This is a genomic window from Mycolicibacterium aurum, assembly GCF_900637195.1.
Lineage (GTDB): Bacteria > Actinomycetota > Actinomycetes > Mycobacteriales > Mycobacteriaceae > Mycobacterium > Mycobacterium aurum.
In genome coordinates, this window is sequence record NZ_LR134356.1 from 2,738,739 (window position 1) to 2,752,498 (window position 13,760).

At 67.7% G+C, this 13,760-nt stretch carries 10 protein-coding genes; 5 read left to right on the top strand and 5 right to left on the bottom strand.

The features are described 5' to 3' along the window. Position 1: 1 nt before the first annotated feature. Positions 2 to 229, bottom strand: coding sequence for a hypothetical protein (locus EL337_RS13050; RefSeq protein ID WP_048633871.1), 228 nt, complete (start codon positions 227 to 229; stop codon positions 2 to 4). A gap of 134 nt (positions 230 to 363) precedes the next feature. Here EL337_RS13050 and ilvA point away from each other — a divergent pair, with 134 nt between their 5' ends. Beyond that, on the top strand, positions 364 to 1,653 hold the full coding sequence (gene ilvA / locus EL337_RS13055) for a threonine ammonia-lyase IlvA (RefSeq protein ID WP_048633870.1): 1,290 nt from the start codon (positions 364 to 366) through the stop codon (positions 1,651 to 1,653). Here the strand turns inward: ilvA and treZ are convergent. The 4 genes from treZ to EL337_RS13075 are packed head-to-tail and all read right to left on the bottom strand — an operon-like array spanning position 1,641 to position 10,030. Beyond that, complete coding sequence (gene treZ, locus EL337_RS13060; protein WP_048633919.1) at positions 1,641 to 3,374, bottom strand: malto-oligosyltrehalose trehalohydrolase; 1,734 nt, start codon at positions 3,372 to 3,374, stop codon at positions 1,641 to 1,643. The genes ilvA and treZ overlap by 13 nt on opposite strands. Then, entirely contained in the window at positions 3,367 to 5,661 is a 2,295-nt protein-coding gene (gene treY / locus EL337_RS13065) for a malto-oligosyltrehalose synthase (protein ID WP_048633869.1), read from the bottom strand. The genes treZ and treY overlap by 8 nt, the downstream gene beginning before the upstream one ends. Then, a complete protein-coding gene (gene glgX / locus EL337_RS13070; protein WP_048633918.1) occupies positions 5,661 to 7,835 on the bottom strand; it encodes a glycogen debranching protein GlgX in 2,175 nt (724 codons plus the stop codon). Before glgX ends, treY begins: the two co-directional genes overlap by 1 nt. Next, positions 7,835 to 10,030 (bottom strand): acetyltransferase SucT, encoded by a 2,196-nt coding sequence (locus tag EL337_RS13075; protein ID WP_048633868.1) that lies wholly within the window; start codon positions 10,028 to 10,030, stop codon positions 7,835 to 7,837. The genes glgX and EL337_RS13075 overlap by 1 nt, the downstream gene beginning before the upstream one ends. Before the next feature lie 23 nt (positions 10,031 to 10,053). On the opposite strand from EL337_RS13075, the gene EL337_RS13080 reads away from it, so the two are divergent. The 4 genes from EL337_RS13080 to EL337_RS13095 are packed head-to-tail and all read left to right on the top strand — an operon-like array spanning position 10,054 to position 13,755. Then, positions 10,054 to 11,355, top strand: a complete 1,302-nt coding sequence (locus EL337_RS13080; RefSeq protein ID WP_048633867.1) for an adenosylmethionine--8-amino-7-oxononanoate transaminase — start codon at positions 10,054 to 10,056, stop codon at positions 11,353 to 11,355. A 38-nt stretch (positions 11,356 to 11,393) separates the two neighbouring features. Then, the gene (locus tag EL337_RS13085) at positions 11,394 to 12,536 is read left to right on the top strand and encodes an 8-amino-7-oxononanoate synthase (protein WP_048633866.1); all 1,143 of its coding nucleotides are present in this window, start codon (positions 11,394 to 11,396) and stop codon (positions 12,534 to 12,536) included. Further along, positions 12,533 to 13,213, top strand: coding sequence for a dethiobiotin synthase (gene bioD / locus EL337_RS13090; protein WP_048633865.1), 681 nt, complete (start codon positions 12,533 to 12,535; stop codon positions 13,211 to 13,213). The genes EL337_RS13085 and bioD overlap by 4 nt, the downstream gene beginning before the upstream one ends. After that, a complete protein-coding gene (locus EL337_RS13095; RefSeq protein WP_048633864.1) occupies positions 13,213 to 13,755 on the top strand; it encodes a 2'-5' RNA ligase family protein in 543 nt (180 codons plus the stop codon). The genes bioD and EL337_RS13095 overlap by 1 nt, the downstream gene beginning before the upstream one ends. Positions 13,756 to 13,760: the final 5 nt, after the last annotated feature.

Sequence of the window (13,760 nt, forward strand, 5' to 3'; positions counted from 1 at the left end):
GCTAGCGATCGCGCCCGGCAAGGCCGAGGGTCAACCACGTCACGGTGGTGACGGCGGTGGCCGTGAGAACGGCCGGCGCCAGGGCGCCGGCAGCGATGCCCACGACGACGAAGACCAGCAGACCTACCAGGAGCGACACCACCTTGAAGGTGGGCCACGGCACTCCGGCGATCGACACCGTGGAGCTCGGCCGGGACGCGGCCTCGCGGAAGTGTTCAGCGGTCGTCACAAAGGTAACGATAGCTCGTATACGAGGTTTCGGCTAGCCGAAACGGCACTTGTGGGCTCTCTATGTCGAGCGCCCGGCCGAACGCCGAACTCGGTCGTTTTTCCCTGGGTGGGGTGCGGTGGCACCATTGTGCAGTGTCCGCTGAGCTGAGCCAGAGTCCCCGCATCGATCCTGCATCCGCGCTGCGCGCCGCGGACATCGATGAGGCAGCTCGGCGAATCGCCGGGGTGGTGTCGAGGACGCCTCTGGAGTTGAGCGACCGTCTGTCGGCGCTGACCGGCGCCAATGTCTATCTCAAGCGCGAGGATCAGCAGGCCGTGCGCTCGTACAAGCTGCGCGGCGCCTACAACCTGCTGATGCAGCTGAGCCCGGAAGAGAAGGCCGCAGGAGTGGTGTGCTCGTCGGCGGGCAATCACGCGCAGGGTTTCGCGTTGGCCTGCCGGTCCATGGGTGTGCACGGACGTGTCTACGTACCGGCGAAGACTCCCAAGCAGAAGCGTAATCGGATCCGCTACCACGGCGGCGACTTCATCGAGCTGATCGTCGGCGGCAAGACCTACGACATGGCGGCGGAAGCGGCGCTGGCCGACGTCGCCCGCACCGGCGCAACTCTGGTACCGCCCTACGACGACCTTCGCACGATGGCCGGCCAGGGCACCATCGCCGTGGAGATCCTCGAGCAGCTCGGCTCCGAACCCGATCTGGTCGTCGTCCCGGTCGGTGGCGGCGGCTGTATCAGCGGAATCACGACCTACCTGGCCGAGCGCACCACGACGACGTCGGTTCTGGGCGTCGAACCCGCCGGGGCCGCCGCGCTGGTGGCCGCTCTCGCCAAGGGTGAGCCCGTGACGCTCGATCACGTCGACCAGTTCGTCGACGGCGCCGCGGTGGCGCGGGTGGGCGCCAAGCCGTTTGCCGCGTTGTCGGCAGCGGGCGACATGGTGTCGATCACCACGGTCGACGAAGGTGCCGTGTGCACGGCGATGCTCGATCTCTATCAGAACGAGGGCATCATCGCCGAGCCTGCGGGCGCGCTGTCGGTGGCTGCGCTGCTCGACGCCGAGATCGAGCCCGGTTCGACGGTGGTGTGCCTGATCTCGGGCGGCAACAACGACGTGTCCCGCTACGGCGAGGTGTTGGAGCGCTCGCTGGTCCACCTGGGACTCAAGCACTACTTTCTGGTCGATTTCCCGCAGGAGCCGGGCGCGCTCCGACGTTTCCTCGACGACGTCCTCGGGCCCAACGACGACATCACGCTGTTCGAATACGTCAAACGCAACAACCGGGAGACCGGTGAGGCGTTGGTCGGCATCGAGATGGGGTCGGCCGCAGACCTGGAGGGGCTGATGGCGCGGATGCAGGCCTCGGAGTGCCACATCGAGCTGCTCGAGCCCGGGTCGCCGACCTACCGCTACCTCACCTGACGCAGCACGGCGACGGAATGTCCGTCGATGCGCGTCGTGCCGTCGGTCCCCGGTGTCGGTGCGCCCCATGCCAGAACCACGTCGCCTACGACAGGCACGTCGACGGGTTCGGTGCCCAGGTTGCAGGCGACTGTCACGGCACCGCGGTGCATCACGATCCAGCGGGCATCCTCGTCGAAGTCGATCCGCAGGTGGTCCAGCCACGGATCGGCCACATCGGGCTCTGAGCGCAGCGCGATCAGGCTGCGGTAGAACGCATTCAGCCGGGCGTGATCGCCTGCCCCGACCTCATCCCACTTGAGCTTCGATCGCTCGAAGGTCAGGGGATCCTGGGGATCGGGGATGTCGTCGGCATCCCAGCCGTGGCTGGCGAACTCACGTTTGCGGCCCTCGGCGGTGGCTTTGGCCAACTCCGGCTCGGGGTGCGAGCTGAAGAACAGGAACGGGGTACCCGCGCCCCACTCCTCTCCCATGAACAGCATTGCGGTGTACGGCGATGCGAGCGCCAGCGCGGCCTTGATGGCTTGCTGGCCGGCGGTGAGATTCTGCGACGGCCGGTCACCGATCGCCCGGTTGCCCACCTGGTCGTGGGTCAGCGTGTAGGCCACGAGCCGGGTGGCCGGGATCTTCGACGTGTCCAGGGGGCGGCCATGACGCCTTCCGCGGAACGAGGAATAGGTGCCTGCGTGGAAGTAGCCGCGCTTCAGGGTCGTGGCGAGCGTCTCGAGTGTCCCGAAATCGCCGTAGTAGCCCTGCTGCTCGCCGGAGACCGCCGAATGGATCGCGTGATGGATATCGTCGTCCCACTGCGCCGTCAGGCCGAGCCCGCCATGCTCACGCGGGGTGATCAGCCGCGGGTCGTTCATGTCGCTCTCCGCCACGAGAGACAGTGGGTGGCCCATTTCGGCTGCCAACGCGTCGGTTTCGGTCGACAGCTCTTCCAGAATGTGGATTGCCGTGGTGTCCACGAGCGCGTGCACCGCATCCAGGCGCAAGCCGTCTGCGCGGAACTCGCGCATCCAGCGCAACGCGCAGTCGAGGATGTAGCGGCGAACCTCGTCGGCACCCGCGTCGCCGATGTTGATCGACTCACCCCACGGGTTCGACCCGCTCGACAGGTAGGGCCCGTACTTGGGCAGGTAGTTGCCCGAGGGGCCGAGGTGATTGAACACAGCATCGATGAGCACCCCGAGACCGCGGGCGTGGCAGGCATCGACGAACCGAATCAGGCCGTCGGGACCACCGTAGGGTTCGTGCACGGCGTACCACAGCACGCCGTCGTACCCCCAGCCGTGCGTCCCGCTGAAGGCGTTGACCGGCATCACCTCGACGAAATCGACACCGAGCTCGACAAGATGGTCCAGCCTGTCGATCGCCGAATCGAAGGTGCCGTCCGGGGTGAAGGTGCCGATGTGCAGCTCGTAGATGACCGCGCCCTCGATGGACCGGCCCTGCCAGGTGTCGGCGGCGCCGCCGCGGGACGACGGATGCCACAGCTGCGAGCGCTCGTGCACACCGTCGGGCTGCCTGGGGGACCGCGGATCGGGCAGTACGGTCGGATCGTCATCGAGCACGAACCCGTAGCGAGCGTCCGGTGCGGCGTCGACAACGGCGCGCCACCAGCCGTTTTCGGTGCGGGTCATCGGGTGCAGCGAGCCGTCCACATCGAGACGGACGCGCTCGGGCAGCGGCGCCCAGACGGCGAACTCATGCTCAGGCATCGGCACGCACCAGCAGGGTGACCGGCAGGTCGGCGAACAGGTCGGCTGCCAGGACGGTCCCGCTGTGGGACCCCCCGGTCAGCCGGTCGGCCCACACTCCGTCGGGAAGTGTCAACGTCGTCTGCCCCCAACCATTGTCGGCCAGTCGCACTGTCCACCGGCTCACCGCCACCACCACATCGTCACCGCGGCGGAAGGAGACCAGGTGTTCGGCGGCCTCGCCGGCAGCCAGAAGTGGGCGGTATCCGCCGGTGAGGAACGTGTCCGGCCGCTCGCGTCGCAGCGCGAGGGCCGCCCGGACCACCCGCAGCTTCGGGTGCTCGCCACCGGTCAGTGCCTGTCGCCGGGCCGCGTAGTCGACGGCCCGCCGGTTGTCGGGGTCGACGAGGCTGTCCTCCCACAGCTCGGTGCCCTGATAGACATCGGGAATGCCCGGTGCGGTCAGGGCAATGAGCTTCTGGCCCAGTGCATCGCTGCGGCCGTGCGGGTCGAGCTTGGCCACCAGCGCCGTCAGTTCCGTGGCGACGGGTCCGTCGATGATCGAATCCAGCCAGCCGTGCACGGCGCTCTCGAAACCCTCGTCGGGATCGTTCCACGTCGTGCGGAGTGCGGCCTCGCGGATCGCCTTCTCGGCGTAATCGTGCACCCGCTGCCGAAACTCGGTGGTGAACGCACCGTCGGCGGGCCAGATCCCGAACAGGTTCTGCCACAGGAAAAGTCCGGTGACGGGGTCCGGCGCCGCGGTGGTCTGCTCCCATCCGCGCACCAGCCCCGACCACAGAGACGGCACCTGCGAGAGCACCCCGATGCGCGCCCGTACGTCCTCTCCGCGCTTGGTGTCGTGAGTGGTCAGAGTCGTCATCGCGCTCGGCCACAGCTGCGCCCGCACCGACGCCCGCTGGTGGAACTCGGCAGCGCTCACGCCGAACCGCTCCGGTTCGCCGCCGACCTCGTTGAGCGAGACGAGCCGCGCATCGCGGTAGAACAGACAGTCCTCCATCGACTTCGCGGTGGCCGCGCCGCACAGCTGCTGCAGGCGAGTGGCAACCTCGGTGCCGGCGTCGAGCGCGGCGGCCAGAAGCTGCAGAGGATCGGCGAGTTCCGGCTGAGCCGACGCGGTTTCGGCGATCGCGACCGGAAGCACCGCCGACAGGGCGGGATAGTCGGACCGGTAGACGCCGACGTGGCTGAGCAGTGCGGCGATCGCGTCGCCGAGGCGGTCGTGCTCGCGACCGGTGGCCGCGGTCACTGCCCGGCTGAGCCTGCCGAGTTCGCTTGCCAGCGTGTCGGTGACGGCCTGCACTTTGAGTGTGTGCGCTTGCGCTTCGATGGCGGAGTAGTCCACACCCGCCGATTCGATCAGGGCGGTGAGCGATTCGATGCCGGTCGGGTCGACGAACAGGCCCCCTGCCTCGCGCAGTGCGTCGTAGCCCGTCGTGCCCGCGACCGGAAGGCTGAGGTCCAGCGCTTCGTCGACGGCAAGGATCTTCTCGATGACGATCCACGCCTCCGGCCCGGCGAGCTCCCGCAGCCACACCAGATAGCCTGCGGGGTCGGATAATCCATCGGGGTGATCGATGCGGATGCCGTCGACCAGTCCCTCGTCGAACCACCGTTTGACTTCCGCGTGAGTGGCGTCGAACACCGCCTTGTCTTCCTGGCGCAACCCCGCCAGCGACGTGATCGAGAAGAAGCGTCGGTACCCGCACACGTTGTTGCGCCAGCCGATCAACTGATAGTTCTGCCGCTCGTGCACCTCCGGACCGGTGCCGCTGCCGGTGCCCGGCGCGATCGGCCACTGCCGGTCGCCCAGTCGCAGCACGTCGCCGTCCACCGTGAGGTCGGCGACGTCGTCGTCGGATCCGAGGACGGGCAGCACGATCCGGCCGTCCGGGTCCAGTGTCCAGTCGACGTCGAAATAGTCGGCGTACGCCGAATCGCGGCCGTGGGTCAGCAGATCCCACCACCACCGGTTCTGGGTGGGGTCGTCGACACCGACGTGGTTGGGCACTATGTCGACGATCACACCGAGGCCTGCCGCGTGGGCGGCATCCGCCAGCCGGCGGAAGCCTTCGGGGCCACCGAGTTCGGCGGACACCGTGGTGGGATCGGTCACGTCGTAGCCGTGGCTGGACCCGTGCGCCGCGGTGAGGATGGGGGACAGGTACAGGTGCGACACGCCGAGGTCGGCGAGGTAGCCGACAAGAGCTTCGGCATCGGCGAACGTGAAGGCCTGGCCGCTGGCCGGTCCGCGCATCTGCAGCCGGTAGGTCGATATGACTGGCATCAGGCTGTCTTACGGAGGACGAGGAGCGACCGCGGTTGCAATGAAATTTTTTCTCCTGCAGTGATTTCGAGTGTGCTTTGGCCTTGTGGATGTGCGGTGTCGATGGCGCCGGCCCACGCACTGGCGTAGTCGCCGTCCGGGACGACGAAGTCCACGACTGTGCTGTGGGCGTTGAAGCACATGAGAAACGAGTCGTCGGCGACGCGTTCGCCGCGCTCGTTCGGAGCCGGGATGGCGTCCCCGTTGAGGAATACCGCGACGCACTTGAAGCCGGAACCCCAGTCCTCCTGCGTCATTTCGGTACCCGACGGATTCAGCCAGGCGATGTCGCGGATCTGGTCGCCGGTGCGCAGCGGCTTACCCTCGAAGAACCGGCGGCGTCGGAACGCCGGATGGTCTTTGCGGAACTTCACCATCTTGCGGGTGAACTCGACCAGGTCGGCGTTGGTCTTGCACAGCGTCCAGTCCACCCACGACAACTTCGAATCCTGGCAGTAGACATTGTTGTTGCCCAGTTGGGTGCGGCCCATCTCGTCGCCGTGGGCCAGCATCGGAGTGCCCTGCGACAGCATCAGCGTCGCCAAGATGTTGCGCATCTGCTTGCCGCGCAGGGCGGTGATGTCGGCGTCGTCGGTGGGCCCCTCCACGCCGCAGTTCCACGACCGGTTGTGGCTCTCGCCGTCCCGGTTGTCTTCGCCGTTGGCCTCGTTGTGCTTCTCGTTGTAGGAGACCAGGTCGTTGAGCGTGAAGCCGTCGTGGCAGGTGACGAAGTTGATGCTGGCGCTCGGGCGTCGGCCCGTCGCCTCGTACAAATCCGACGACCCGGTCAGCCGGGACGCGAACTCGCCTAGGGTTGCGGGTTCGCCCCGCCAGAAGTCACGCACAGTGTCGCGATACTTCCCGTTCCATTCGGTCCACAAACCTGGGAAGTTGCCGACCTGATATCCACCCTCGCCGACGTCCCACGGCTCGGCGATCAGCTTGACCTGACTGATCACCGGGTCCTGCTGGATGATGTCGAAGAACGCCGAGAGCCGGTCGACGTCGTAGAACTCGCGGGCCAGTGTCGAGGCCAGGTCGAAGCGGAAACCGTCCACGTGCATGTCCAGCACCCAGTAGCGCAGGGAATCCATGATCAGCTGCAGCGTGTGCGGATGGCGGGCGTTGAGGCTGTTACCGGTGCCGGTGAAGTCCTTGTAGTACCGCAGGTCGCCGTCGAGCAGCCGGTAGTAGGCGGAGTTGTCGATGCCGCGGAAGTTGATGGTCGGTCCGAGGTGGTTGCCTTCGGCGGTGTGGTTGTAGACCACGTCGAGAATGACCTCGATGCCGGCCTCGTGAAACGCGCGCACCATGGTCTTGAACTCGGCGACCGCCCCGCCGGCGTTGCGAGTGGCCGCGTACTGCGCATGCGGGGCGAAGAATCCGAACGTGTTGTAGCCCCAGTAATTTCGCAGGCCGAGATCGAGCAGCCGGTGGTCGTGCAGAAACTGGTGCACAGGCATCAGTTCGATAGCCGTTACGTTCAGCGACTGCAGGTGGTCGATGATCGCGGGGTGCCCGAGCCCCGCGTAGGTTCCGCGCAACTCCTCCGGGATGCCCGGGTGGGTCTGCGTCATACCTTTGACGTGCGCCTCGTAGATCACCGTCTGGTGGTACGGAGTGCGCGGGCTGCGATCCGACCCCCACTGGAAGAACGGGTTGATCACCACGCTGGTCATGGTGTGGCCGAGCGAGTCGATCTGCGGGGGGACGCCGCCGCTGACCAGGTCGTCGGCCTCGGTGTCGTAGGAGTACAGCGCCTGGCTGAAGTCGAAGTCTCCGTGGAAGGACTTGCCGTACGGGTCGAGTAGCAGCTTGCTCGGATCGCAGCGATGCCCGGCGGCCGGATCCCACGGTCCGTGGACCCGGAAGCCGTACCGCTGGCCCGGGGTGATCGTGGGCAGGTAGCAGTGCCACACGAACCCGTCGACTTCGTCGAGCTCGATGCGCTCTTCCCGGCCGTCCTTGCTGATCAGGCAGAGCTCCACGCGCTCGGCCACCTCGGAGAACAGGGAGAAGTTGGTACCGGCGCCGTCATAGGTCGCCCCCAGTGGGTAGGGAGTTCCGGGCCAGACGGTGGGGACTGACTTCTCGTGGCCCCCTCGACCCTGCGAAAACGGCTCGGCCGAGGACATCAGCCGCTCCACCACCCCGTGGCGGCGCCCATCTGGCGTCCGAGTTCATTGGTCATGGTGCGCATATAGGTCGACGAGAGGTGGTGCGCGTCGTGATACAGCAACACGTTTCCCTCCACGGCTCGGCAGTAGTCCTCACGACACACCGCATCGCTCATGTCGAGCGGCTTGAGTAACGGGAAACGTTTGACGTAATCCAATGTCGGGTTGTGGTCTGACAGTACTTCGGATCGTTTGATCCCGCATGAGATGGCGTCGCCGCCGCCGGCGAGGCAGTCCGCGGGAAAGAACGGTTCACCGTCGCGGACCATCCATGGGGTGTCGCGCATCGCGAGCACCGGAATGTCGTTGTCGGACAGTACCTGCCAGATGCCGAGGTAGTTGGACGGCATCACGTCGCCCGGCTTGATGTTCCACGGGCGGGTGGAGGTGGTGAAGACGAAATCCGGGCGGTCGGCCAGGATCTTGGGGATGACCCGGTCGTTCCACTGCCGGCACTTCGGATAGGGGCGGTTGTCGCCCATCACCAACGGGTTCTTCTCCGTGGTGAGCGGGCAACCCATCTTGAGATAGGTGACGATCTTGAAGTGATGCATGCGGCCGAGCAGATCCAGCGCGGTGATCCAGTGCTCGGCATGAGAGCCACCGGCCAGCGCGATGGTGCGGGTGGCCGCCTTGTCTCCGTAGGTGCAGTTGATGATCCCGATGTTGTCGAAATCGCTGATGCACCCGTCGGTGGTGGATTCCGGGATGTCGTTCTTGGCTTCGAGCACCGTGGGACGCATCGGCAGTGTGGGAACCCTGGCGTCGTTGATGAGTGCGCGCGCGCCGGGATAGTCGCGGGCCGACAACCCGGACAGCTCGTCACCGTTTTCGCGTAGCACGGTGACATGCTCGCGCCAGGTGAACGATGTCGCCGTCAGTGCGATCCCGAGCAGGGCGACCGTGGAGCCCAGCACGATCGTCGGCCGGCGGAGTCGTGTGCGCAGCGGCACCTTCACGACGGCGGCGGTGGCCGCCGGAGCGCTGCGGGCGCGCAACGGCTCCTCCACGTAGCGAGTGGTCAGCCACGCCAGCACCGCCGACACCGCCAACACGCCTGCACCCTCGAGGAAGTTCACCCGCGTCCCGCCGACGTAGGCGAGGTAGAAGATCAGCAGGGGCCAATGCCAGAGGTAGAGCGCATAGGCCATGGCTCCGAGAGCGACGAACGGCCGGGAGGCCATCAGCCGGTTCGGTGCGGGGATGCGGCCCGCCGTGTGCGGATCGGCGTAGCGGTTGGCCGCCGACAGGATGAACAGCAGCGTCGCCCCCACCGGCACCAGCGCCCACGGGCCGGGGAACTCGTGGACGCCGTCGATCAGTGCGCCGCAGGACAGGATCGCGGCCAGCGCGACCACCGAGAGCAGGGTGCGCAGCCACATCGGCATCCGCACATACGAGATGACCGCGCCGACCAGCGCGCCGAGCAACAGCTCCCATGCGCGGGCGAAGCTGTCGTAGTACGCCGTCGCCTGATCGGCATTGTGCGCATAGATGGCATGGACGAACGAGGCGATCGCCAGCCCGCTGAGCAGCACCACGAAAGCCGTCCGCGCGTGCCTGCCGAACACGCGGCGGAAGACCAAGGCGGACAACATGATCAGCGCGAGGAAGGCGATGTAGAACTGGCCCTGCACCGACATCGACCAGATGTGTTGCAGGGGGCTGACCGTCTCTCCGGCCCGCAGGTAGTCCGACGCGGTACGGGCGAGTTCCCAGTTCTGGTAGTAGCCCAGACTCGCCAGGCTCTGGTCGGCGAAGGTCTCCCAGCGTGTCTCGGGCTGGATCAGGATGGTCAGGACCGCGGACACAGCCAGCACGACCACCAGCGCCGGTAACAGCCGCCTGATCAGCCGGGTGATCTCAGGGACGGGGCGAAGCGCCACGCCGGGCGTCAGCGCGCCGCGCAGCAACCGCCCGCCGAAGAAGAAACCCGACAGCACAAGGAAGACGTCGACGCCGCCGGACACCCTGCCGAACCACACGTGGAACACCGCGACCAGTGCGATCGCCACTCCGCGCAGCCCGTCGAGATCGTGCCGGTAGAACCCTGACGTGCGGGTTCCCATGCCGGAACCCGATGGGCCCGAGGTCGGCGGAGTCGGGCCCGAAGCGGTGGGGGACGCAGGCCGGGCGGGGGCGAGGGTCATCATGGTCGACGGCTAATCTACCGAAGGTGCCTGAGTTGACGCCCATCGAGATCAGCGCCATCGATGCCGCTCACATCTGGCATCCGTACAGTCCGATCGGCGAGCAGGCGCTGCCCCCCGTCGTGGCGGTGGCGGCGCACGGTCCCTGGTTGACCCTGAGTCACGGCGGGCGTGAGGTCGAGGTTCTCGACGCGATGGCGTCGTGGTGGACCGCTGTGCACGGGCACGGCCACCCGGCGCTCGACCAGGCGATCACCCGTCAGCTCGCGACCATGAACCATGTCATGTTCGGTGGCCTGACCCACGAACCGGCGGCGCGGCTGGCCCAACTGCTGGTCGACGTGACCCCCGAGGGACTGGAGACGGTGTTCTTCAGCGACTCCGGTTCCGTCTCGGTCGAGGTCGCGATCAAGATGGCGCTGCAGTACTGGCGCAGCAGTGGACACCGCCGCAAGGGCCGGCTGATGACGTGGCGCGGCGGCTACCACGGCGACACCTTCACGCCGATGAGCGTGTGCGATCCGCAGGGTGGCATGCACGAGCTGTGGACGGGGGAGAACTCGCTGCTCGCCGATCAGGTGTTCGCTCCGCCGGTGCCGGACACGTACGACCCGGCGTACGTGACGGCGTTCGCCGAGCAACTGGCCCGGCACGCCGATGAGCTCGCGGCGGTGATCGTCGAACCCGTCGTCCAGGGTGCCGGAGGCATGCGGTTTCACGACCCCCGCTATCTGGCCGACCTGCGCCGGTTGTGCGATGAGCACGGCGTGCTGCTGATCTTCGACGAGATCGCGACCGGGTTCGGCAGGACGGGCGCGATGTTCGCCGCCGACCACGCCGGGGTCTGCCCCGACATCATGTGCGTCGGTAAGGCCCTCACCGGCGGCTATCTGACCCTCGCGGCGACGCTGTGCACCCGTGACGTCGCGGCGACGATCAGCGCCAACCCGCCTGGCGCGCTGATGCACGGTCCGACGTTCATGGCCAACGCGCTGGCCTGCGCGGTGAGCGTGGCGTCGGTCGAACTGTTGCTCGCTTCCGGGTGGCAGGCGAAGGTGCGGGCCATCGAGGACGGTCTGCGCGCCGGCCTTGCGCCTGCGGTCGCGCTGCCGAATGTCTGTGACGTGCGTGTCCTGGGCGCGATCGGGGTGATCGAGCTGGACCGTGCCGTCGACCTCGCTGTCGCGACGCCGACTGCCATCGAGCATGGCGTCTGGCTACGGCCGTTCCGCAACCTGATCTACGTGATGCCCCCCTATATCTGTAGTCGCGGCGAGATCGACCAGATCACCTCAGCGATGATCGCGGTGGCGCGTGCACTAACCTGAACGGTGTTCAAGAGCGGTTCGAAGCCCAGAGGAGCACCGTGATGCGCGTCGGTCTTTCCCCGCTGGCCTGGCTTGACGAGGTCGCGGAGCAGAGGCGTGCCGCGGGGTTGCGACGCTCCCTGCGGACCCGTCCACCGGTGGGCGCCGAGCTCGACCTCGCCTCCAACGACTACCTCGGGCTGTCGCAGCATCCTCGTGTGCTCGACGGTGGCATCGCCGCGCTGCGCACCTGGGGCGCGGGCTCCACCGGATCCCGGCTGGTCACCGGCAACACCGAGCTCCACGAAGCGTTCGAGGACGCACTGGCGACGTTCGTCGGGGCGGCCTCGGCGCTGGTCTTCTCCTCGGGCTACACCGCCAACCTCGGTGCGGTGGTCGCGCTGTCCGGGCCCGGATCCCTTCTGGTCTCCGACGCCTACACCCACGCCTCGCTGGTGGACGCCTGCCGCCTGTCCCGCGCGCGGGTGGTCGTGACACCGCACAACGACGTCACCGCGGTCGACCGGGCGCTGGCCGAGCGTGCCGAGGAACGCGCGGTGGTGGTCACGGATTCGGTGTTCTCCGCCGACGGTGATCTGGCCCCGCTGCGCGGGCTGCACGACGCCTGCCGCAGGCACGGCGCCCTGCTGATCGTCGACGAAGCGCACGGCTTGGGCGTGCGCGGCGACGGCGGTCGTGGTCTGCTCGACGAAGTCGGCCTCGCCGGCGCGCCGGACGTGGTGATGACGACGACGCTGTCGAAGGCGCTGGGCAGTCAGGGCGGGGTCGTTCTCGGCCCGACGGCGGTCCGGGCGCATCTCATCGACGCGGCGCGGCCGTTCATCTTCGACACCGGTCTGGCGCCCGCTGCGGTCGGTGCTGCGCGCGCCGCGCTGCAGGTCCTCATCGACGAGCCGTGGCGCGCGCAGCGTGTGCTCGACCATGCCGCAACGCTGGCCTCGATCTGCGGCGTCTCCGACATACCGGCCTCGGCTGTGGTTTCGGTCATTCTCGGCGAACCCGAGGTGGCATTCTCCGCCGCCGCCGCCTGCCTGGAACTCGGGGTGCGGGTCGGCTGCTTCCGCCCGCCGACGGTTCCCGCGGGCACCTCGCGACTGCGGCTGACCGCTCGAGCGTCGCTGTCCGACGACGAGATGGCATTGGCCCGGCAGGTTCTCACCGACGTGCTGTCGCCGACATGAGCGTTCTCGTCGTCACCGGGACGGGCACAGGCATCGGCAAGACCGTCGCCACCGCCACGCTGGCCTGCTTCGCCCGCCTCGCCGGTATCGACGTGGCGGTCTGCAAGCCGGTCCAGACCGGCGCCAAGGACGGCGACGACGACCTCGCCGAGGTGGCGCGGCTGGCGGGCATCACCGAATTGCATTCCCTGGCAAAGTTTCCCGAGCCTCTCGCGCCGTTGGCGGCCGCCCAGCAGGCGAATTCGGAGCTGCCGGGACGCGCGGCTTTCCTCGACATGATCACCGCGGTCGACCGTCCGGACAGGCTCACGCTCGTCGAGGGCGCGGGTGGGCTGCTGGTCGAGATCGGCGCAGGCGGTCTGACACTCCGTGACATCGCCGCAGATCTCGGTGCTCCGGTGCTGACCGTGGTCGCCCCAGGCCTCGGGACGCTCAACCACACCTCACTGACACTGGAAGCATTGGCGCACAGAGGAATTCAGAGTGCCGGCCTCGTCATCGGCGCATGGCCCGCCCAACCCGGCCTGGCCGAGATCGACAACCGCGACGCTCTTGCGCGGCTGGGGCCGGTGCGTGCCGCCCTGCCCGCCGGTTCGGGATCGGTGAGCGTCACGGACTTCGAACGGATGAGCTCACGGGCCTTCGACCGGTCGTGGGTGGAGAGTCTGGTCGGCTGATGGTGCACTCCGTCGAGCTGCTGTTCGACGCCGAGACCGACGCCGCGGTCCGACAGGTCTGGGATGAACTGGCCGACGCCGGGATTCGCAGCCTGGCGGCTCACCGGTCGCCGAGCAACCGGCCGCACGTGACCGTGACCGTGGCCGAAAACCTCGATGACGGCGTGGACGAGGCACTGCGGCCGGTGCTCGACCGCCTACCGCTGACGTGCGTGCTCGGGGCGCCCATGCTGTTCGGGTCGGGACACTCTCTCACATTGGTCCGGCTCGTCATCCCCTCGGCCGAGCTGCTGGCACTGCACGCCGAGGTGCACCGAATGAGCCTGCCGCATACGGCGACAGGTCCGCTGCCGCATGCCGATCCTGGCCGGTGGACGCCTCACGTCACGCTCGCGCGTCGGGTGCCGCTCGACCTGCTGCCGACCGCCTTCGGGGTGGGCGCAGTCACCCGCGACATCCCGGCGACCGCGGTCGGTCTTCGGCACTGGGATGGCGACGCCAAGGTCGTGCACACCATCACGGGTCACTCCTCGACGACGTAGTGCCG

Bases quoted from the DNA above. Each gene is read 5' to 3' on its own strand.
- treY (WP_048633869.1), bottom strand. From the start codon at position 5,661: ATGCCAGTCATATCGACCTACCGGCTGCAGATGCGCGGACCGGCCAGC.
- treZ (WP_048633919.1), bottom strand. From the start codon at position 3,374: ATGCCTGAGCATGAGTTCGCCGTCTGGGCGCCGCTGCCCGAGCGCGTC.
- EL337_RS13075 (WP_048633868.1), bottom strand. From the start codon at position 10,030: ATGATGACCCTCGCCCCCGCCCGGCCTGCGTCCCCCACCGCTTCGGGC.
- bioD (WP_048633865.1), top strand. From the start codon at position 12,533: ATGAGCGTTCTCGTCGTCACCGGGACGGGCACAGGCATCGGCAAGACC.
- glgX (WP_048633918.1), bottom strand. From the start codon at position 7,835: ATGTCCTCGGCCGAGCCGTTTTCGCAGGGTCGAGGGGGCCACGAGAAG.
- EL337_RS13095 (WP_048633864.1), top strand. From the start codon at position 13,213: ATGGTGCACTCCGTCGAGCTGCTGTTCGACGCCGAGACCGACGCCGCG.